Annotated in this window: 19 protein-coding genes; 9 read left to right on the forward strand and 10 right to left on the reverse strand. The window is 63.6% G+C overall.

The window, feature by feature from the left end; translation table 11 throughout:
* The first annotated feature begins 10 nt into the window (after positions 1-10).
* The gene (locus AC56QQ_RS34275) at positions 11-886 is read left to right on the forward strand and encodes a phosphotransferase (RefSeq protein WP_497129226.1); all 876 of its coding nucleotides are present in this window, start codon (positions 11-13) and stop codon (positions 884-886) included.
* Positions 887-983: 97 nt separating this feature from the next.
* Here the strand turns inward: AC56QQ_RS34275 and AC56QQ_RS34280 are convergent, their stop codons facing one another.
* Complete coding sequence (locus AC56QQ_RS34280) at positions 984-1,907, reverse strand: DMT family transporter (RefSeq protein ID WP_497124955.1); 924 nt, start codon at positions 1,905-1,907, stop codon at positions 984-986.
* Positions 1,908-2,014: 107 nt separating this feature from the next.
* A complete protein-coding gene (locus AC56QQ_RS34285; protein WP_497124957.1) occupies positions 2,015-3,295 on the reverse strand; it encodes an amidohydrolase family protein in 1,281 nt (426 codons plus the stop codon).
* A 153-nt stretch (positions 3,296-3,448) separates the two neighbouring features.
* On the opposite strand from AC56QQ_RS34285, the gene AC56QQ_RS34290 reads away from it, so the two are divergent.
* Entirely contained in the window at positions 3,449-5,203 is a 1,755-nt protein-coding gene (locus AC56QQ_RS34290) for an ABC transporter ATP-binding protein (RefSeq protein WP_497124959.1), read from the forward strand.
* A gap of 126 nt (positions 5,204-5,329) precedes the next feature.
* Here the strand turns inward: AC56QQ_RS34290 and ilvD are convergent, their stop codons facing one another.
* A complete protein-coding gene (gene ilvD, locus AC56QQ_RS34295; protein WP_497124961.1) occupies positions 5,330-7,174 on the reverse strand; it encodes a dihydroxy-acid dehydratase in 1,845 nt (614 codons plus the stop codon).
* A 220-nt stretch (positions 7,175-7,394) separates the two neighbouring features.
* Here ilvD and AC56QQ_RS34300 point away from each other — a divergent pair, with 220 nt between their 5' ends.
* Positions 7,395-7,865, forward strand: a complete 471-nt coding sequence (locus AC56QQ_RS34300) for a VOC family protein (RefSeq protein WP_497124962.1) — start codon at positions 7,395-7,397, stop codon at positions 7,863-7,865.
* A gap of 171 nt (positions 7,866-8,036) precedes the next feature.
* Here AC56QQ_RS34300 and AC56QQ_RS34305 read toward each other — a convergent pair whose 3' ends face one another.
* From AC56QQ_RS34305 to AC56QQ_RS34320, 4 genes are all read right to left on the reverse strand, one after another.
* Positions 8,037-9,629, reverse strand: a complete 1,593-nt coding sequence (locus tag AC56QQ_RS34305; RefSeq protein WP_497124963.1) for a peptide chain release factor 3 — start codon at positions 9,627-9,629, stop codon at positions 8,037-8,039.
* 125 nt (positions 9,630-9,754) lie between these two features.
* Positions 9,755-10,081, reverse strand: coding sequence for a DUF1127 domain-containing protein (locus AC56QQ_RS34310; RefSeq protein WP_497124965.1), 327 nt, complete (start codon positions 10,079-10,081; stop codon positions 9,755-9,757).
* A gap of 8 nt (positions 10,082-10,089) precedes the next feature.
* Positions 10,090-10,623, reverse strand: a complete 534-nt coding sequence (locus AC56QQ_RS34315) for a hypothetical protein (protein ID WP_497124966.1) — start codon at positions 10,621-10,623, stop codon at positions 10,090-10,092.
* Between the two features lie 16 nt (positions 10,624-10,639).
* Entirely contained in the window at positions 10,640-10,921 is a 282-nt protein-coding gene (locus tag AC56QQ_RS34320) for a DUF4242 domain-containing protein (RefSeq protein WP_489859169.1), read from the reverse strand.
* A gap of 202 nt (positions 10,922-11,123) precedes the next feature.
* Between AC56QQ_RS34320 and AC56QQ_RS34325 the strand changes: the two genes are divergently transcribed.
* Together AC56QQ_RS34325 and AC56QQ_RS34330 are read left to right on the forward strand one after the other, a co-directional pair.
* Positions 11,124-12,962 (forward strand): winged helix-turn-helix domain-containing protein, encoded by a 1,839-nt coding sequence (locus AC56QQ_RS34325; RefSeq protein WP_497124967.1) that lies wholly within the window; start codon positions 11,124-11,126, stop codon positions 12,960-12,962.
* 69 nt (positions 12,963-13,031) lie between these two features.
* Positions 13,032-14,099 (forward strand): NAD(P)/FAD-dependent oxidoreductase, encoded by a 1,068-nt coding sequence (locus AC56QQ_RS34330; RefSeq protein WP_497124969.1) that lies wholly within the window; start codon positions 13,032-13,034, stop codon positions 14,097-14,099.
* Here AC56QQ_RS34330 and AC56QQ_RS34335 read toward each other — a convergent pair.
* The 3 genes from AC56QQ_RS34335 to AC56QQ_RS34345 all read right to left on the reverse strand — a co-directional run bounded on the left by AC56QQ_RS34335 (position 14,093) and on the right by AC56QQ_RS34345 (position 16,653).
* Positions 14,093-15,460, reverse strand: a complete 1,368-nt coding sequence (locus AC56QQ_RS34335) for an amidase (RefSeq protein WP_497124971.1) — start codon at positions 15,458-15,460, stop codon at positions 14,093-14,095. The genes AC56QQ_RS34330 and AC56QQ_RS34335 overlap by 7 nt on opposite strands.
* A gap of 125 nt (positions 15,461-15,585) precedes the next feature.
* Complete coding sequence (locus AC56QQ_RS34340) at positions 15,586-16,383, reverse strand: class II glutamine amidotransferase (RefSeq protein WP_489859165.1); 798 nt, start codon at positions 16,381-16,383, stop codon at positions 15,586-15,588.
* 15 nt (positions 16,384-16,398) lie between these two features.
* Positions 16,399-16,653 carry a DUF6356 family protein gene (locus AC56QQ_RS34345; protein ID WP_091584328.1) on the reverse strand — a complete coding sequence of 85 codons (255 nt, stop codon included), beginning with the start codon at positions 16,651-16,653 and terminating at the stop codon, positions 16,399-16,401.
* A 115-nt stretch (positions 16,654-16,768) separates the two neighbouring features.
* Here AC56QQ_RS34345 and AC56QQ_RS34350 point away from each other — a divergent pair, with 115 nt between their 5' ends.
* From AC56QQ_RS34350 to AC56QQ_RS34365, 4 genes are all read left to right on the forward strand, one after another.
* A complete protein-coding gene (locus tag AC56QQ_RS34350) occupies positions 16,769-17,239 on the forward strand; it encodes an Lrp/AsnC family transcriptional regulator (RefSeq protein WP_256749078.1) in 471 nt (156 codons plus the stop codon).
* 85 nt (positions 17,240-17,324) lie between these two features.
* Entirely contained in the window at positions 17,325-17,810 is a 486-nt protein-coding gene (gene dut, locus AC56QQ_RS34355; protein ID WP_497124972.1) for a dUTP diphosphatase, read from the forward strand.
* Positions 17,810-18,475, forward strand: coding sequence for an HAD family hydrolase (locus AC56QQ_RS34360; RefSeq protein WP_489859163.1), 666 nt, complete (start codon positions 17,810-17,812; stop codon positions 18,473-18,475). Before dut ends, AC56QQ_RS34360 begins: the two co-directional genes overlap by 1 nt.
* Before the next feature lie 70 nt (positions 18,476-18,545).
* Entirely contained in the window at positions 18,546-19,397 is an 852-nt protein-coding gene (locus AC56QQ_RS34365) for a hypothetical protein (RefSeq protein WP_497124973.1), read from the forward strand.
* Positions 19,398-19,413: the final 16 nt, after the last annotated feature.

The raw sequence follows: 19,413 nt of genomic DNA on the forward strand, positions 1-19,413 counted from the left end.
CCGTCAGGCCATGACAGCGATCCCGCTGTTCAAGGATTTCGCCGGCAAGGTAGAGCGGCTTGGCGGCCTCACCAATCTCGTCTTCAGGGCTGGCGAGTTCTGCCTGCGCATTCCCGGCAGGGGCACCGAGGAGTACATCAACCGCGCCAACGAAGCGGTGGCGGCGCGTGAAGCAGCAAGGGCGGGGGTCAGTCCCGAGGTGCTGCATGTCGATCCCGGCACCGGCGTGATGGTGACGCGCTTCATCGCTGGCGCCGAGACCATGTCGCCGGAGAAATTCAAAGTTCGGCCGGGCAGTCCGGCACGGGCCGGCGAGGCCTTCCGCAAGCTGCATGCTTCCGACGCGGTGTTTCCCTTCCGCTTCGAACTGTTTGCAATGATCGACGATTATCTCAAGGTGCTGGCAACCAAGGATGTCAGCCTGCCCGCCGGCTATCATGACGTGGTGCGCGAGGCCGGGGGCGTGCGGTCGGCGCTCGCCGCCCATCCGCTCCCCCTCGTCGCCTGCCATTGCGACCCGCTTTGCGAGAACTTCCTCGATACGGGGGACAGGATGTGGATCGTCGACTGGGAATATTCGGGCATGAACGATCCGCTGTGGGACCTTGGCGACCTCAGCGTGGAAGGAAAGTTCGACGCGGTACAGGACGAAGAGATGATGCGCGCCTATTTCGGTGGCGAGGCGAGGCCAGCGGAGCGCGGCCGCGTCGTCATCTACAAGGCGATGTGCGACCTTCTGTGGACGCTGTGGGGACTTATCCAGCTGGCCAACAACAACCCGGTCGATGATTTCCGCGCCTATGCCGACGGCCGTTTCGCCCGCTGCAAGGCACTGATGGAGACGCCGGAGTTTTCACGGCATCTCGCCGCGATACGCCGGGGTTAGGGACCAGAACCCTGGATTCTGCAGCGCGTCGCGCTTTCAGTCATTTCTTGTGCATGTCGTTATCCCAAAACCGCTGCGCGCTTTTGGGCGACAGGCATTAATTCACGCCCTTCGGCACGTTTTCGGGCGGCACCGTGGTCTCGACCACTTTCTGTCGGTGGAAGATGAACAGGCCGGCCAGCACGACGATGCCCGAGCCGATCAGGATGCGCGTGCCTGGAATGTCGCCGAAGAACACCAGTCCGAACACCACCGCCCACAAGAGCAGCGTGTAATGCAACGGCGCCAGCGTCGAGGCCGGAGCCAGCTTGAGCGCCCTGGTGATCATCAGATGCGCCCCGCAAGAAACAATGCCGAGAAGCAGCATGGCGCCGAAATCAAGCGCCGACGGCGTCTGCCAGGCGCCGATGGTCAGGACACCGCCAACGACCAGCGTGCCGATGGTCTGCCACGTCACCAGATTGGTGTCGCTGGTGCCGCGCAGCCGCCGATTGAGGATAATGGCGAAGGCGAAGGCGATGCTGCCGACCAGCGCGAAGCTCGACGACAGCGAGAACGCCGCCGAGGATGGCTTCAGCATGATCAGCACACCGCAGAAGCCGAGAAGGATCGCCATCCAGCGGCGCCAGCCGACCTTTTCGCCGAGCAAGAGGTGCGAGAGTGCCGCGACATAGATCGGCCCGGCCATGTAGAAGCTCATCACGTCGGCGAGCGGCAGATAGACGACGGCGGCATAGAACAGCGCGGTGTCCAGCGTGGTCATGACGACGCGCAAGATCTGCAGTTCGAGCCTCTCCATGCGGAACAGCTTGGCCGTGCCCTGATGGGCGATCATCGGCCCAAGCACGAAGAAGGCGCCGATCGAACGGATCAGAACCACCTGGCCGACGGAGAAGCTGGCGACCAGCCATTTGCCCATCGCATCGTTCAGCGCAAACAGGAAGTCGCCCGCCAGCATCAGCAGAATGCCGGCCAGCAACACGTTCCTGATTGTGGAATTCTGCGCCACGGGCTGCGTCATGCCGATCCCGATTCCTCCCTTGCGTAGCCGCGTCGTAGACGGAAGCAGCCGCTTTGACGAGGAGAATTCGGGAAACCGGCGAGACCAGAACCGGAAATCGGCTGGGCCTACGTGGCTTTGTGCCTGCGGTTCACCGCCGCCGGCCTACCATCGATCGAAAGCCGCGTATCCTGCCTTGTCCGCTCCGCCACCACCTTGCCCCTGGCGATGACACAGATGCGCTCGGCGCGCAGGCGCAAGGCTTCGACAGGATTGCCGGCATCGAGAACGACCAGGCTGGCGCGCTTGCCGACCGCGAGACCCAGATGATCGAGCCCCATGATCGATGCGTTGACATTGGTGACCATGTCGAAGCAGCGCGCCATGTCGGCCGGGCTCGACATCTGGGCAACATGCAGGCCCATGAAGGCGACATCGAGCATGTCGGCCGTGCCCAGCGAATACCAGGGGTCGAGCACGCAATCCTGGCCCCAGCCGACGCGGATGCCGAGCGCCAGCATCTCCTTGACCCGGGTCAGGCCCCGGCGCTTCGGGAAGGTGTCGTGGCGGCCCTGCAGCATGATGTTGATCAGCGGGTTGGGAATCGCCGAAACGCCGGCTTCGGCGATCAGGGGCAGCAGCTTCGAGACATAGTAATTGTCCATCGAATGCATCGAGGTGAGGTGCGAGCCGGCCACCCTGCCCTGCAGGCCAAGACGCTGCGTCTCGTAGGCCAGCTGCTCGATATGACGCGACAGCGGATCGTCGGTCTCGTCGCAATGCAGGTCGACCATCAGGCCACGCCTGGCCGCGATCTCGCAGAGCTCTGTCACCGAACGCGTGCCGTCGGCCATGGTGCGCTCGAAATGCGGAATACCGCCGACGATATCCACGCCCAGGTCGAGCGCGCGGATGGTATTTTGACGCGCCGTTGGCGAGCGATAGAACCCATCCTGTGGAAAGGCCACCAATTGCAGATCGATGTAGGGGGCGATCGTTTTCTTGACGTCGAGCAGAGCCTCGATCGCCAGCAGCCTGTCGTCGCAGACATCGACATGGGTACGGATGGCGAGCAGGCCCATCGACACCGCCCAGTCGCAATAGGCAAGCGCGCGGTCGCGCACCGCCTCATGCGTCAGGAGCGGCTTCAATTCGCCCCACAGCGAAATGCCTTCGAGCAGCGTGCCCGACGCATTGATGCGCGGGATGCCGTAGGACAGTGTCGCGTCCATGTGGAAATGCGGATCGACGAAGGGCGGCGAGACCAGATTGCCACGGGCGTCGACCTCGGTCCGCGTGGAGCCTTGCAATGTCGGCTCGATCGTCACGATCGTCTCGCCGCTGATGCCGATGTCGGCAGTGGCGCCATCAGGCAACGTGCCGCCGCGAACGATAAGGTCGAAATCCATCTGTCGTCATCCCGCTTGAAGAATCACCCGTTCCATCGTGTCGCAAAAGACAGCTTGCCGCAGCGGTTTCTTTGCCACCGCTGCCGACGGTTCCATCTCGTCGCAACTCCCTCTATAAGCCGCCTTCGTCGTCCCGTTTCAAGGATCAGCCGTTTGTTTCGTTTCTTCCGCTCGACGGAGAACCAGCGCCTCGTTGCGAGGCTGGTCAGGGAATCCTTCCGACAGCATATGTTCGGATACGGCGCCGCCATAGTGTCGATGCTGGTGGTGGCCGGCATGACGGGCGCCAGCGCCTGGATCCTGCGTGAAATCACCAATGAATTCGTGATCGACAAAAGGATCGATCGCGTCAACATGATTGCGATGGCGGTTGCCGCGATCTTCATCGTCAAGGGCATCGCCAATTTCGTCCAGGCCTATTTCATGAGCCGGGTCGGCAACGCCATCATCGCCGAACGGCAGCGCAAGATCTACGATCGGATTCTCGCGCAGGGCATCGAATTCTATCATTCCACCTCCTCGTCCGACCTGATCACCCGCATGACCAACAATGCCCAGGCGGCACGCAACGTGCTCGACCTCGTGGTCACGTCCTATGCGCGGGATCTGGTGACCTTGATTGTCCTCGTGCTGGTCATGGTGGTGCAGCAGCAGGCGCTATCGCTGATTTGCTTCGTCGTCGGGCCCTTGGCCATCTACAGCGTCAACCGCATCCTGAAGCGTGTCCGCAAGTTCGCTGCAATGGAGTTCCGCTCGGTCGGCCAGATCGTGCAGGTAATGCAGGAAACCGCAATCGGCGTGCGCGTGGTCAAATCCTTCAACCTCGAAGGCTTGATGCGCAAGCGCATGTACAAGGCGGTGTCGGACGTCGAGGATCGGGCCAACAACATCGCTGCGCTGGAAGCGGTGACGAGCCCGGTGATGGAGACCCTGGCCGGGCTGGCGATCGCCGGCGCCGTCATGGTCAGCGGCTTTCTGGTTCTGCAGGGCGGCCAGTTGCCGGGCAACATCATGGCCTTCATCGCGGCGCTGTTGCTTGCCTACGAACCGGCAAAGCGCCTCGCGCGCGTCCGCATCTCCCTGGAAAGCGGCATTGTCGGCGTGCGCATGATGTTCCAGCTCGCCGACGAACCGCTGACGCTGGCCGAAAAGCCGGATGCCAAGCCGCTTCTGGCCGGGCCGGGCGAGATCCGGTTCGATACTGTCAGCTTTGCCTACCAGAACGGCCCGCCGGTGCTGGACCGGTTCGACCTGACCCTCGCGCCCGGCAAGATGACGGCGCTGGTCGGACCGTCAGGCAGCGGCAAGTCGACGATCTTGAACCTGATCATGCGCATGTACGACCCGCAGGGCGGCAAGGTGATGTTCGACGGCCAGGACATCTCTCACGCGACGCTCGCGTCGCTGCGGGAAAAGATCGCCTATGTCAGCCAGGACACGTTCCTGTTTACCGGCACGATCATGCACAACATCCGGCTCGGGCGTCAGGACGCGACCGACGAAGAAGTGATCGCCGCCGCCAGGGCCGCCAACGCGCATGACTTCATCATGGCGCAGGCGAAGGGCTACGAGACGGATGTCGGCGAGAATGGCGGCCTGCTGTCCGGCGGCCAGCGCCAGCGCATCTCGATCGCGCGCGCCATGCTGCGCAATGCCGAGATCCTGCTTTTGGACGAAGCGACCAGCGCGCTCGACGCCGAATCGGAAGCACTGTTCCGCGACGCGCTGCAGCAACTGACGGAGGGGCGCACGACGATCGTCATCGCGCATCGTCTGTCGACCGTGCATCAGGCCGACACGATCGTGGTGCTGGAAGCCGGCAAGGTGGTGGAGAGCGGCCCGCACCGGACCCTGCTCAAGCAGGGCGGGCTTTATCAGAAGCTCTATGAGTATCAGCTGATGCCGTAGGGGCGGAGCCTTACCCTCCCCCTTGTGGGAAGGGTCGCTGCGCAGCAGCGGGGTGGGGGGCGGCGCCGACCACCCGGACCTTCGGTCCGACCTCCCCACAAGGGGGAGGTAGGGGTTGCAGCCAATTCACTCCGGCACGAACCTGACCGCCCCCTTGGCCGCGCTGGTTGCCATAGCCGCATAAGCGCGCAACGCCGTCGTCACCTTGCGCTTGCGCTTTTCCTCGGGCTTCCAGGCCAACGCGCCCTTTGCCTCCATGACCGCCCGCCGGGTGGCGAGTTCGGCATCGTCGACAGCAAGGCGGATAGTGCGGTTCGGGATATCGATCTCGATCGTGTCGCCCTCCTGCACCAGCCCGATCGTGCCGCCCTCGGCGGCTTCCGGCGACGCATGACCGATCGACAGGCCCGACGTGCCGCCGGAGAAACGGCCATCGGTGACCAGCGCGCAGGCCTTGCCGAGGCCTTTCGACTTCAGATAGCTGGTCGGATAGAGCATTTCCTGCATGCCGGGCCCGCCGCGCGGCCCCTCGTAGCGGATGACGACGACATCGCCGGCCTTGATCTCGTTGGAGAGGATTGCCTTGACGCTGGCGTCCTGGCTTTCGAACACGCGGGCCGGGCCGGTGAATTTCAGGATCGATTCGTCGACGCCCGCCGTCTTAACGATGCAGCCGTCGAGCGCCAGATTGCCTTTCAACACGGCGAGACCGCCGTCTTTCGAGAAAGGTGTTTTCGCCGAGCGGATGACGCCTTTTTCCCGATCGAGGTCGAGCTCGTCCCAGCGCCGGTCCTGGCTGAAGGCGACCTGCGTCGGCACGCCGCCGGGAGCGGCGAGGAAGAAGTCGCGGACGTTCTGGCTGGTCGTGCGGGAAATGTCCCAATGGTCGAGCGCCTCACCCAGCGTTCGGGTATGCACCGTCGGCAGGTCGCGGTTGATCAAGCCGGCATTGTCGAGCTGGCCGAGGATTGCCATGATGCCGCCGGCGCGGTGGACGTCCTCCATGTGCACATCCGCCTTGGCGGGAGCAACCTTGCACAGCACCGGCACCTTGCGCGACAGCGCATCGATATCATCCTGATCGAAGTCGACCTCGCCCTGATGCGCCGCGGCGAGGATGTGCAGCACGGTGTTGGTCGAGCCGCCCATGGCGATGTCGAGCGTCATGGCGTTCTCGAAGGCGCCCTTGGAGGCGATGTTGCGCGGCAGCGCCGTCTCGTCATCCTGCTCGTAATAGCGCTGGGCGAGATCGACGATCAGGTGGCCGGCCTCGACGAACAGGCGCTTGCGGTCGGCATGCGTGGCCAGCGTCGAGCCATTGCCGGGCAGCGACAGGCCAAGCGCCTCGGTCAGGCAGTTCATGGAATTGGCTGTGAACATGCCCGAGCAGGAACCACAAGTCGGGCAGGCCGAACGCTCGATGACCTTGACGTCCTCATCGGAGATCTTGTCATCGGCGGCCGCGACCATAGCATCGACTAGGTCGAGCGCCTGTGTCTTGCCGGCCAGCACCACCTTGCCGGCTTCCATCGGGCCGCCGGAAACGAAGACGGTCGGGATGTTGAGGCGCAGCGACGCCATCAGCATACCGGGGGTGATCTTGTCGCAATTGGAGATGCAGACCATGGCGTCGGCGCAGTGGGCGTTGACCATGTATTCGACGGAATCGGCGATCAGCTCGCGCGACGGCAGCGAATAGAGCATGCCGTCATGGCCCATGGCGATGCCGTCATCGACGGCGATGGTGTTGAATTCCTTGGCGACGCCGCCGGCCTTTTCGATCTCGCGCGCGACCAACTGGCCGAGGTCCTTGAGATGGACATGGCCCGGCACGAACTGGGTGAAGGAGTTGACCACAGCGATGATCGGCTTGCCGAAATCGGAATCCTTCATGCCGGTGGCGCGCCAGAGGCCACGGGCGCCGGCCATGTTGCGGCCATGGGTGGTGGTGCGGGAGCGATAGGCAGGCATGAATTTTCCTTAGGTGGCTGGCCGCGCTCGACTGGAGCGTGACGGCACTGAATTCGGACCGCAGGCGTTATAGACGCCGAAGCCTGGTCTGGCCACAATTTTGCAATGCGCCAGATTTGTCACAAAAAAACGCGGCCGCTGTCGGATCACGCTCCGTCACAACGTCCTTGGGCCGTAACCAGATCGACACCAACCGGAAATCCGCACCAAGGAGAGACGCATGCAAAAGATCACCACCTTCCTGTGGTTCGACGGCCAGGCCGAAGAGGCGATGACCCACTACATGTCCATCTTCAAGAATTCCAAGGAGCTGAGCGTAACGCGTTGGCCCAAGGACCACGCTCTTGAAGGCCAGGTGCTGGTGGCCTCGTTCGAGCTCGACGGCGTCCCGTTCCTGGCGCTCAACGGCGGACCGCAATACAAATTCACCGAGGCGATCTCGCTGTCGATCGACTGCAAGACTCAGGAAGAAGTCGATCATTTCTGGAGCAGGCTCACCGAGGGCGGCGGCGAACCCGGCCCTTGCGGCTGGCTGAAGGACAAGTTCGGCGTCTCCTGGCAGGTCGTGCCGGAACAGCTGCCGCGCCTGCTCGGGGATGCGGACCGGGCCAAGGCCGGCCGGGCTATGAATGCCATGATGCAGATGGGCAAGATCGACATCGCCAAGATCGAAGAGGCGGCGAAGGGATGAGATGCGGTCCGCGTAGCGGACGAAAAGCCAATTGCTTGGCTTTCGAGCTTTGACCACCCTGAGCCTGCGAAGGGCCGGGGCACATTCCCCAGTCCTTCACCGCCGACGCTGCCCCTCATCCGCCCTTCGGGCACCTTCTCCCCGTGAACGGGGAGAAGGAAAAACTGGCGCCTATGCCGCCCTGTCGCGAACCTGATAGTCCTTGATCGTGGCGAAGCGGATCGCTTTCCAGCGCTCGGCTTCGTAGTTGAGCGAGAAGGCGTGCTGGGCGAGGAACACCGGGTCGTTGTCGAGGTCGCGGGCGATGTCGCCACGATGCGCCTCGATGAAGCGAAGCACCTCGGCCTTGTCGTCGGCCGAGATCCAGCGGCAGACCGAAAAGCGCGACATCTCGAATTCGACGGGCAGCGTGTATTCGAAGTTCAGCCGCTCCTTCAAGACATCGAGCTGCAGGGCGCCGACGACGCCGACGATGGCCGGCGAGCCGTCCTCGGGCGAGAACAGCTGCACGACGCCCTCCTCGGCCATCTGGTGCAGCGCTTCCTTGAGTTTCTTGGCCTTCATCGCATCGCCCAAACGGACACGGCGCAGGATTTCCGGCGCGAAATTCGGCACGCCGCGGAACAGGATTTCCTCGCCCTCGGTCAGCGTGTCGCCGATGCGCAACGTGCCGTGGTTGGGAATGCCGACGACATCGCCGGCAAACGCCTCGTCCGCGGTGACGCGCGTGCGGGCAAAGAAGAATTGCGGGGCCGACAAGGACATCGGCTTTCCCGTGCGCACCAGCTTGGCTTTCATGCCGCGCTCAAGCTTGCCCGAGCAGACGCGCACGAAGGCGATGCGGTCACGATGGTTGGGATCCATGTTGGCCTGGATCTTGAACACGAACGAGGTCATCTTGTCCTCGGTCGCCTCGACCTTGCGGGTATCAGCCTCCTGCGCGCGCGGCGGCGGCCCATAGGCGCCGAGCGCCTCGATCAGGTCGCGGACGCCGTAGTTGCGCAGCGCCGAGCCGAAATAGACCGGCGTCAGGTGGCCTTCGCGGAAGGCGTCGATGTCGAGCGGGCGGCAGGCTTCGCGCGCGAGCTCCAGTTCCTCGATGAAGGCCTCGCGCTCGTTTTCCGGCAAAAGGCCGGCGACGCGATTGGAATCGGGACCGTTGACCGGCGAGCGCTCCTTCTCGTCGTCGCCCTTGCGGACCGCGTTCAGCGCCAGGTGATAGGTGCCAGAGAACGTCTTGCCGCGGCCGATCGGCCAGGTGATGGGTGCGGTATCCAGCGCCAGCTTCTGCTCGATCTCGTCGAGGATCTCGAACGGATCGCGGCTTTCGCGGTCCATCTTGTTGACGAATGTGATGATCGGGATGTCGCGCAGCCGGCAGACCTCGAACAGTTTCAGCGTGCGCGGCTCGATACCCTTGGCGGCGTCGATGACCATGACGGCGCTGTCGACCGCCGACAGGGTGCGATAGGTGTCGTCGGCGAAATCCTCGTGGCCGGGCGTGTCGAGCAGGTTGAAGACATTGTCCTCATACTCGAAGGTCATCACCGACGTGACGACCGAAATGCCGCGCTCGCGCTCGATCTTCATCCAGTCGGACCGGGTCTGGATCTTGTCCTTCTTGGCCTTGACCTCGCCGGCAAGCTGGATGGCGCCGCCGAACAGCAGCAGCTTTTCGGTCAGCGTCGTCTTGCCGGCGTCCGGGTGCGCGATGATCGCGAAGGTGCGGCGGCGGGATACCGCCTGTTCGATGTCTTCAGCCAATTTTTGGAATCCTGTCTGTGGCGCGGGCTTCTAGCAGCGCATTTCAGGCCTGTCGAACAGATTTGGCCGGATTGGTCCGGGACCGCCTCTGTGACCAGGGAAAATTGGCAATGAAACCGCGACTTTCAAATCCACAGACGATCACGACCAAACTTGCTGCCGGAGCGGATGACTGAAGAGATTTCGGAGCGATCGATGCCGATGTCGCGCAACAGATAGTCCGGCAAGTCCTCAAGCCATGCCCGATCTCCGCGAATGCGGATGATACGGGCCAGGGCACGAAGGCCACGGCGGTATATTGCGATGGCCAGTGCGAAGGAGCGCCCAGTGGCCGGCCGATCAACGATGAATTCCGGCGCTATGCGAAGAACTGACATGGTCATGTTTCCTTTTGTCTGATCGATGGATGATTGGGAGGGCCATGCAATGACCCTCCCAAAGGTGCAGCGCATCGCCTGCTTCAGGACTGGTCGTGTACGCAGCTCACATACGGGTTCCAGTCGGCGAACATGCCGGCCGGATTGTGCCGCCAATGCCAGACGTGAAGCTCGTAGTAGGGGTCCACTGGGTGGACACCCACCGTCGTCTTGCGCTGGAGGGTGCGGCCGAGGAACTCGGGAACGCCCTTGTCCTTCCAGTCCTTCTCGAAGACGATGTACTCCATGCCAACGAGCTGCATGGTGCCATCGGATTCCGGCTCGTAGGTCAGCACGTCCGGCTCACCGAGCACCAGCTTGCCGTCGCCGGCACGGCCGGGATGGATGAAGTGAACACCCATCGTGCCGTGCTCGTCATGCGTCGTGCATTCGAAGAGTTGCTGGTAGCCCTCGGCCTTGGCGACCTCGATGTTGAGGTACTTGGCCGCCATTTCCCGGGACCGGTTGAGCACCGGGTCGGGCGTATCATGGGCATCCGCGGAGCCGCAGGCGAGCGCGAAGGCCCAAATGCCGGCGGACAACGCCGTGCCGAGGATGAGATTTGCGAAGAGTTTCACGGCCCGTCCCTCCGCGTCAGGCGCTGGCGTGCGCCGTCATCGGATCGAACAGGCGCTTGACCTGTGTGATCTTCGTCGCCGGGAATCCGCTCATCTTGGCGTGGCGCTGGATGATCGCTTCGTCCTTGGCGAGATAGACGCAGAACGTCTTGTCGTCGGCGACGAAGGATTCGACCCACTGAATTTCCGGGCCGAGTTCGGCGAGGACGGCGTTCGAGGCCTTGGACGCATCGCGAAGCTGCTCGTGCTCGAAAGTGCCGACCTTGGGAATTTCCCTTTCGATGATGTACTTGTGCATTTCGTAGTCTCCTTGTCTGGGGTTCAAATGCCGCCGGACGGGCGACCATGTCGCTGCCGGTGACATCCCTGGGGCTGCTGCGTTAAAGTGCAGCTTGGCTCGCCAGGCAGACGGAGAATGACAGGAGGGGTGGCCGACAGTCCTTACGCCGCCCTTATCTTCTCCTGATCCTTTGCCACTATCGCTGGAGGGAATTCTGCCGATGGGAGTTTATTGCTTCGGCAATTTCGAGCTGAACGAGGATTCTCGCGGCCTTCGTCTCGCCGACAGAGAGATCGACGTGCAGCCTCTGGTGTTCGATTTCCTTGCCATCCTTCTGCGTCACAAGGACCGGGCCTTGAGCAAGGACGAACTGCTCGAAACGCTGTGGCCGGGCGTCACCGTGACCGAGGCCTCGCTACAGCGTGTGGCCAGCCTTGCTCGCAGCGTTCTGCGCCAAGGCGGTATGGAAACGGCGCTGCGCAACCTGCCGCGGTTCGGCTACCGGATCTGCCTCGATCCGCCAGCCGCTTTTGAACACAGGTTGAGTCTCGCCAGCCCGTCGATTGCACAGTCCCCCAACCTCGGGTCGCCGATTCTGGCCGCGCGGGCGGCGGCTTCTGCCAGGATATGGCGCGAGGCCGCGGCTTCGTTCGCCGCGGCAGACGCAGCCGACCAACTGCTCACCGCCGATCTCGAGGAATGGGCGCTGGCTCTGGAATGCATGGGGCGGCCAGCCGAAGCCATTCCACCGCTGACGCGCGCGGTGAGAGCATACAGCATTGCAGCGCAGGGGTCACGTGCGGCTGCTCCGGCAATCACGCTCGCGCGAATACACCTGGAGCGGGGAGAGCTTGCGGTCGCCAAGGGTTGGCATCAGCGCGCGGCAGCCTTGATAGGCACCGCCACCGATAGCCGGGAACACGGCCTCTGGTGCTGGATGGGCGCGCGCATCATGGGAGCGGAAGCCGAGCCAGAGCAGGCGCTGGCGCTGGCCGAGCAAGCCTTCGAAGTTGGCAAACATCTCGAAGATCCCGTCGTTGAATCGCTCGGCCTGATCTATCGCGGCTTTTTCAAGCTTTGCCTCGGCGAAACCAAGTCAGGTGAAGAAGACCAGGACTTCGCAGCCGCCCTCGGCCTGTCCAGCGACATCGATCCGATCGTTGGCGGTATCCTCTATTGCAACATTCTTTGGGCCTGCCGGAATTTCGGCGACTGGGCGAGAGCCAACCAGTGGACGCTCGGCTATGAAAGCTGGTGCAAGGGACATGGGCTCGAGGACCTGTCCGGCTCGTGCCGGCTGCATCGGGCCGAGGTGCTCGGGGTGCATGGCACGCTGAAGGAGGCCGAGGCACTGGTGCGCGCGGCTCTCGAACAGCTTGCCCTGGACGCGCCCTGGGCGACGGGCGATGCATTGCGCGTTCTTGGCGACATTCATCTCTCCGCCGGAGATCTCGCCGAGGCGGAAGCGGCCTATCGCGCGTCCCATGCCGCGGGCTGGGACCCTCAGCCCGGCCTTGCACTCCTGCAACTGGAGCAGGGACAGGCCGAGGCTGCTTTCGCCTCTCTCGAGCGATCCCTTGTCGGGAACGGCTGGCCGACCCTGCAGCGCAAGGGTCTCATTCTCGCCACGCTGGCCAAGGTGGCGGCACGGACGGGTCGGCCGGAGCGCGCGAAGGAGGTCATCGCCGAGCTGGAAAAGCAGCCGCAACGCTGGCCGATGGCATCGATCCGGGCGCTCACGGCGGTGGCCAAGGCCGAGCTCTTTACACGGGAAGACCGATTGGCCGAAGCCGCCCGAGAACTGCAAGTCGCCTGCGCGCGCTGGAACGAGATCGGTTCGCCGATCAATGCCGCCGATGCCCGGCTGTCGCTAGCAGTTTTGCTTCTTCAACTGGGCGATCACACGGGCGCCGAGCTGGAGCTTGGCACCGTCCTGGCGGTCGCAAGGAAAGTCGACTCGCCACGGCTGCTGAGGCGGTGCGACGAGCTGCGGACGCTGCTCGCTGGCGCGACGAAAGAAGCGGCACAACCATTGCCGAGAACGCATCCAGGCGGATGAGCCTTCCCCACTATTGAGATATGCCCGCCGTGATGTCATCAGAAGATGCCCATTCGGCAGAGGACCAGCATGAGCAAGAAAATCATCGTCATCGGCGCCGGCATCATCGGTGCCTCCATCGCGTGGCATCTGAGCAAGGCGGGCGCTCGGGTGACGGTGATCGCCGACAGTGCTGCCGGCGGCGTCGCGACGCCGAATTCGTTTGCCTGGATCAATGCCAGCTGGGGCAATCCGGAGCCGTATTTCCGGCTGCGCACGCGCGCCATGGCCGAATGGTCGCGACTGGCGCGGGACCTGCCTGGCCTGCCGCTCGCCTGGTGCGGCGGCCTATGCTGGGATCTGTCGGCGGCCGATATGGAAACCTATGCCAGAGAGCATTCATCCTGGGGCTATGGCATCGAGCGCGTCGATCGTGCCGCCGCCACGCGCATCGAGCCCAATCTCACGGAGCTTCCGGATTTCGCCTTGCATGTCGCCGAGGAGGGTGTTGCTGAGCCGGTCGCGGCCACGAAAGCGTTGCTGGCTGACGCCGAACGGCGCGGGGCGCGGATCATCGCCAGCACGGTCACGGCTTTGGTCCAAACGGACGGCAAGATTGCCGGTGTCGACACATCGCACGGCCTGATTGCCGCCGACGAGGTGGTGATCGCGGCCGGCGTCGGCTCGCCGGATATTGCCGCGACGGCCGGCATCAAGCTGCCGATCGAGACACCGCCGGGGCTGATCGTCCATTCGCGGCCTTACGAAAAACTGCTCAACGGGCTGGTGCTGGCCGAACGGCTGCACATGCGCCAGACGGCGGAGGGTCGCGTCATCGCCGGCTCGGATTTCGGCGGCGCCGATCCCGGCATGGATCCGCAAGCCACCGCCCGCGAGCTGTTTTCGGCCATGAAAGCCATGTTGCGCGGCAGCGACGGGCTGGAGCTGGATTTCCACACGGTCGGTTACCGGCCGACGCCGATCGACGGCTTTCCGATCGTCGGCCGCGCCGAGGGCATGGACGGTCTTTACGTCGCGGTCATGCATTCGGGCATCACGCTGGCGCCGGCCGTCGGCCTGTTCGCCGCGCGGGAAATCCTCGACGGCGAGCGCGACCCGCTGCTTGAACCTTATGGATTGTCCCGCTTCGCTCAATAGCCCGGCGGACGGCGAAAACCGCCGGTGAGCGGCTCGATCGCCGCCGCAATGCCGAGCAGCCGCGACTCCGACCAGCGTTTGCCGACCAGTTGCAGTCCGATCGGCAGGCCGTCGCTGTCCTGCCCGCACGGCATGGAAAGCGCGGGATGACCGCTGTAGTTGAAGACCGCGCCATAGGCGGGCAGCAGCCAGTAGCTCTGCTCCTTGCCGTCGACCTTGATCGGCGTGCCCGGCTCGCAATGTGGGAAGGCCGTGGTCATGGCGACCGGGCAGAGCAAGGCGTCCCAGCTTTCGAAAAACCGGTCCCAGGCGAGGATGGATTGGTCGCGACGGGCGAGCGCCTCGAACCAGCGCGATGCCGGCGTCGGTTGCTCCGGCGGCTGCGCGGCTTCCATCATCATGCCGATCAACGCGCCGCCCTGCTCCAGATCATCGCGCAGATCGAGCTTGGGCGGTTTCGCTTCCTCGACGATCGTGCCTGCCGATTGCAGCTGCCTTGCGAGACTTTCAAGCGCGGCACTGATATCGCCGGCCACCGGGAAGCCTGGAAAGGACGGCGCGACGGCGATGCGCAAGGTCTTGAGGTCGAGCTTTGGCATGGCCTCGACCGGCACCGGCGCAAGATCGGTATCGCTCCCGTCCGGCCCGGCGATGATCTGATAGATCAACGACAAATCTTCCACGCTGCGCGCCAGCGGGCCGAGGCAGGACATCAGCCGCACGCTGCGCGCGGCACCATCTGGATCGGGGAAGGCGCCAGCCAGCGAGACACGATGCTCCGTCGGTTTGAGCCCATAGACGCCGCAGAAAGCAGCCGGCAGGCGGATCGAATCCTGCATGTCGGTGCCGACATCGAACGGCGTCATCCCGGCGCAAAGCGCCGCCGCCGCACCGCCGCTGGAGCCACCCGCCGTGCGCTGGAGATTCCAAGGGTTGCCAGTGCGGCCGAACAACGGATTGTTCGACTGCCAGTCCGACAGCATGGTTGCGACGTTGGTCTTGGCCATCAGCACGCCGCCGGCCGCCTTCAGCCGGGCGACGACCGGACTGTCGTGCCTCGCGACATAGTCGGCGAAGGGCGGAAAGCCGACCGTGGTTTTCATGCCAGATGTCTCGTGCATGTCCTTCAAAGTGAACGGCACGCCGTGCAGTGGCCCGAGCGCCTCGCCACGCGCCACTGCCGCGTCCGCCTTCTTGGCGCGCTCGCGAGCCCCTTGCCTGTCGAGCGAAATGACGGCGTTGACCGCCCCATTGTGCCTGTCGATCTGCACCAGATGAGCGTCGAGCACTTCCACGGCGGAGATTTTCCGCGTGGCGATCGCGGCGGCGAGTTCGACGGTTGAGGAAAAGACGATGTCCATGCTCAAGGCTCCGGCTTGGCCGCACTCGCCCTGATCAAGATGGCGGACGGCGGCGCGACTTCAAGCCAAGTTGAGCATTCGAGCATCGGCTGCGCTTGATCGGGATTGTGCAGCTGGGCCTGGGACTATCCGACCAGCGCCAGCTTCGCCGCGGCAGGGGCAAAGGGGCGAATGGTGATGCCATCCCTGGTCATGGTGACGAAGCTCGACGGCGGGATCGCCTGCCAGTCGCCGCCCTCGCGATCGAAGGGTTCGGAAACGATGCAGCGGCCGCCCCTGCGCAAGACGGAGGTGTAGAGCGTCGGCGCGTGGGCGTCGGTGGCATAGCGCACCGCATGCAGCGCCTGCCCATCCGAGAAGGCGGCGGTGAGCTTCAGCGCCGGTTCGAGACCGGCGCGGCGCGAGGCTTCGAGGACGCGGCTGGTGGCACGGGACACGGCACCTTGCGGATCGGTGGCCAGTCCTTCGTCGATCAGCAGCAGGAAGAACAATTCGGAATCGGTGGTGCCTTCGCGCTGGTCGAAGACGGCATCGCAGAGCGAGTTCTCCAACGCCCGGCGGATCTTTTCAAAGCCGCCGATCTGACCATTGTGCATGAACGACCAGCGGCCCGAGATGAAGGGATGGCAGTTCATGCGGCTGGTGGCGCCGCCGGTGGACGCCCGCACATGGGCAAGGAACAGGCCCGACTTGATCTGCCGGCAGAGGCTTTTCAGATTGGGGTCCGACCAGGCCGGCAGGATATCGCGATAATGCCCCGGTTCGGGCCGGTCGCCATACCAGGCGAGGCCGAAGCCGTCGCCATTGGTCGGCGATTTCGCTTCCTGGGCGCAATGGCTCTGGGCGATCAGCGAGTGACAGGGCGCCGTGAGGATGTCTTCGAGGAAGACTGCTTCACCAAGATAGGCCGCCCACCGGCACATCGCATCAACCGTTCTCTAGGCGCGATCCATGAGAGCAGCGGGCTCCTTGATCGCATGTTTGCCTCTGTTGTGCGTCCGCTCGTAAAGCTCGCGAACGATTCGGCTGGCGGTAGTCTCAAACAGAAATGGCAAGAAAGCGTGAACGAGCGCGGCACCCGCCGCCATCAGCAACCGCGACGAGAACCAGGCGGCAAAGGCCATATGGCCGAAATAGGTCTCGCCGACCTTGGCCGGGTGAGAGGTGAAAATCCTTGCGAGCCCTGCCGACATGCTGGTCCTCCTTCAGCGCTTGAGTTCCTGATGATGAGTATCCTGACATGCTTCGCAGGTTCATTGGTCTCAAAATGTCCTTGTATTTGGCCATTTCATGGGACAAACATCCCACATGGTGCTGGAAATCGACGAAATCGACCGAAAATTGCTCACTGAATTGCAACGCGACGGCACACTCTCCGTCGACCAGCTGTCGGAACGGGTGGCCTTGTCGCGCAATGCCTGCTGGCGCCGGGTCAAGCGGCTTGAGGAGGATGGTGTCATCACCGGGCGGGTGGCGCTGGTCGACGCCGACAAGCTCGGGCTTGGCCTTTCGGTGTTCATCCTGATCCGCACGTCCAATCACGATCCCGACTGGTTGCAGAAGTTCCGGGCGGCGGTGACCGGCCTTCCCGAGATCACCGGCGTCTATCGCATGTCCGGTGACCTCGACTATGTGCTGCGCGCCCGCGTCGCCGACGTGAAGGCCTATGACCGGCTCTACCAGCGACTGATCGCCAAGGTGGCGCTGTCGGACGTTTCCGCCTCCTTCGTGATGGAGGAGATCAAGGAAACAACGGTCGTTCCGATGGAACTGCGCTAGATCACTGTGATGCCACAAAGAAAGCCGTTGATAGCATTGCGGTTGAGTTGACCGAATCGCGGTTCGCGCCGATAGGATCGATTTTATGCGCGCAGCTCTCCACACTCCCTCCGTCATCGGTCCGACCGTCGGCTTCGTCAGGTTGCCGCATGGTGAAGGGCTTCCCCTCCCCGACTATGAAAGCACCGGCGCCGCCGGCATGGATTTGCGGGCCGCGGTGCCCGACGACCGGCCGTTGCTGATCCTGCCGGGCAAACGCGCTTTGGTGCCGACCGGGCTGATCCTGGAAATTCCGGAAGGCATGGAAGGCCAGGTGCGGCCACGTTCGGGCCTTGCCTTCAAGCATGGCCTTACCGTTCTCAACACGCCCGGCACCATCGACAGCGACTATCGCGGCGAAGTGAAGGTGCTGTTGATCAATCTCGGCGACGAGGATTTCGCGGTGACGCGCGGCATGCGCATCGCCCAGATCGTTTTCGCGGCGGTGACGCAGGCAGCGGTGGAAGAACGCACCTTGGCCGGCGGAACGGCACGTGGCTCGGGCGGGTTCGGATCGACCGGCACCGCCTGATGCATGGGGTCCTGCCAAAACTCGTTATCTTCGACTGCGACGGGATCCTGGTCGATACCGAGAACCTCGCCAATCGACGCCTCGCCGAATGGCTGACCGCTGCCGGTTATCCGACAAGCTTCGAATATTGCCGCAAGAACTTCTCCGGCCGCAGCATGGCATCGGTGCAGAAGGAGATCGAGGCAGAGACCAGCGTCAGGCTCGGCGCCGATTTCGTCGATCGCTGGAATGCCGGCCTGCCCGACCTGTTCGCCCACGGGGTTGAGGCCATCCCTTACGTCCACGACTTCATCGAAGTGGTGCGCGCGGCCGGCATCGCCTATTGCGTCGCCACCTCGGCCAGGGTGTCGAAGATGCACATCACGCTTGGTCAGACCGGGCTGTTGCCGCTGTTCGAACACGCGCTGTTCAGCTCGACCATGGTTGGACGCGGCAAGCCATTTCCCGACCTATTCCTGCATGCGGCGAAGACGATGGGCTTTGCGCCCGCCGACTGCATCGTCATCGAGGACAGCGTCGCCGGAACGCAGGCCGGCATCGCCGCCGGCATGCGGGTATTTTCCTATCATGGCGATCCCTATTCCGACCGCGATGGGCTGGTCCAGGCCGGCGGCATCCTGTTCGACGACATGCGCGAACTCGCCGGACTGGTGCCGATCCACTGATTTGATCTTCAGCTCGCGGCTGTACGCCGATTGTCCGTGCTAGCTTGGCGCCGCCAATTCGAGGCCACGCATGAAACCCACCCTGCTTCGCTTCGTTCTCGCTGTTGTGCTGCTGCCGTTTCTCTGGACGGCAGCCGGCGCGCAAGCCGTCAGCTTCCCGGAACTCGGCAGCGCACTGCCCGGCCACAAGGACGTCACCTATCTCGATCTGGCCAGGATGGTCATCCCCGACCTGAGCGCGGACAGTGACGGCTTCTACAAGGGCGGGTCGCCGATCGACATGCGCCACATCGAGGGTCCCGATAGCGGCGGTTCGCCGCCCGAGGCGTCGAGCCTCCCCAATGCATCGGTGCTCGACATCAAGGCCGGCGGCAAGGATCGGCTGGCGATGCTGTTCGACCTCGGCGATTCTCCCGACAGTGCCGAGGGCTATGCGGTCCTGGCCCTCTACGACATCACGGCCAGGCCGAGACTGCTCGACGCCGTCAATGTCGCCGTCGACCGCAGCACCTATTTCCGTGATCCCGGCAAGCTTTCCCTCAGCCCCAACGACGATTTGCTCATCACCATGAGCACGCATTTCAATTCGAATCAGGGCTATGTGAGCACGCCGCTGATCATGGTTCGCAACGACCGGTTCGAGCTGATCGACATGATCTATACGTTTGACGAGAACCTGTGCGCCTACAAGCGCACGCAGGATATCGCCTTCCAGCCGATCGCCGACAAGCCTTATGCCGCGATCAAGGCGACCGTGACCGACGCCACCGCGCCGAGCGGTGAAAGCTGCGACGAGGCACCGCCAGAGGCTTCATCGCACAAGATTTCCGTCACCTATCACTGGGACAAGAAGGCATCGCGCTACGTCAAGGATTCCGACGCGTTCGAACGTTTGTCAGCAGAGAACGCCAAACGCTTCTGAACCGATCGCATTCGTT

It is taken from the genome of Mesorhizobium sp. RCAM 05099, assembly GCF_059683685.1.

Bases quoted from the DNA above. Each gene is read 5' to 3' on its own strand.
- AC56QQ_RS34275 (WP_497129226.1), top strand. From the start codon at position 11: ATGACAGCGATCCCGCTGTTCAAGGATTTCGCCGGCAAGGTAGAGCGG.
- AC56QQ_RS34280 (WP_497124955.1), bottom strand. From the start codon at position 1,907: ATGACGCAGCCCGTGGCGCAGAATTCCACAATCAGGAACGTGTTGCTG.
- AC56QQ_RS34285 (WP_497124957.1), bottom strand. From the start codon at position 3,295: ATGGATTTCGACCTTATCGTTCGCGGCGGCACGTTGCCTGATGGCGCC.
- ilvD (WP_497124961.1), bottom strand. From the start codon at position 7,174: ATGCCTGCCTATCGCTCCCGCACCACCACCCATGGCCGCAACATGGCC.
- AC56QQ_RS34300 (WP_497124962.1), top strand. From the start codon at position 7,395: ATGCAAAAGATCACCACCTTCCTGTGGTTCGACGGCCAGGCCGAAGAG.
- AC56QQ_RS34310 (WP_497124965.1), bottom strand. From the start codon at position 10,081: ATGCGCTGCACCTTTGGGAGGGTCATTGCATGGCCCTCCCAATCATCC.
- AC56QQ_RS34320 (WP_489859169.1), bottom strand. From the start codon at position 10,921: ATGCACAAGTACATCATCGAAAGGGAAATTCCCAAGGTCGGCACTTTC.
- AC56QQ_RS34325 (WP_497124967.1), top strand. From the start codon at position 11,124: ATGGGAGTTTATTGCTTCGGCAATTTCGAGCTGAACGAGGATTCTCGC.
- AC56QQ_RS34330 (WP_497124969.1), top strand. From the start codon at position 13,032: ATGAGCAAGAAAATCATCGTCATCGGCGCCGGCATCATCGGTGCCTCC.
- AC56QQ_RS34335 (WP_497124971.1), bottom strand. From the start codon at position 15,460: ATGGACATCGTCTTTTCCTCAACCGTCGAACTCGCCGCCGCGATCGCC.
- AC56QQ_RS34340 (WP_489859165.1), bottom strand. From the start codon at position 16,383: ATGTGCCGGTGGGCGGCCTATCTTGGTGAAGCAGTCTTCCTCGAAGAC.
- AC56QQ_RS34345 (WP_091584328.1), bottom strand. From the start codon at position 16,653: ATGTCGGCAGGGCTCGCAAGGATTTTCACCTCTCACCCGGCCAAGGTC.
- AC56QQ_RS34350 (WP_256749078.1), top strand. From the start codon at position 16,769: ATGGTGCTGGAAATCGACGAAATCGACCGAAAATTGCTCACTGAATTG.
- dut (WP_497124972.1), top strand. From the start codon at position 17,325: ATGCGCGCAGCTCTCCACACTCCCTCCGTCATCGGTCCGACCGTCGGC.
- AC56QQ_RS34360 (WP_489859163.1), top strand. From the start codon at position 17,810: ATGCATGGGGTCCTGCCAAAACTCGTTATCTTCGACTGCGACGGGATC.
- AC56QQ_RS34365 (WP_497124973.1), top strand. From the start codon at position 18,546: ATGAAACCCACCCTGCTTCGCTTCGTTCTCGCTGTTGTGCTGCTGCCG.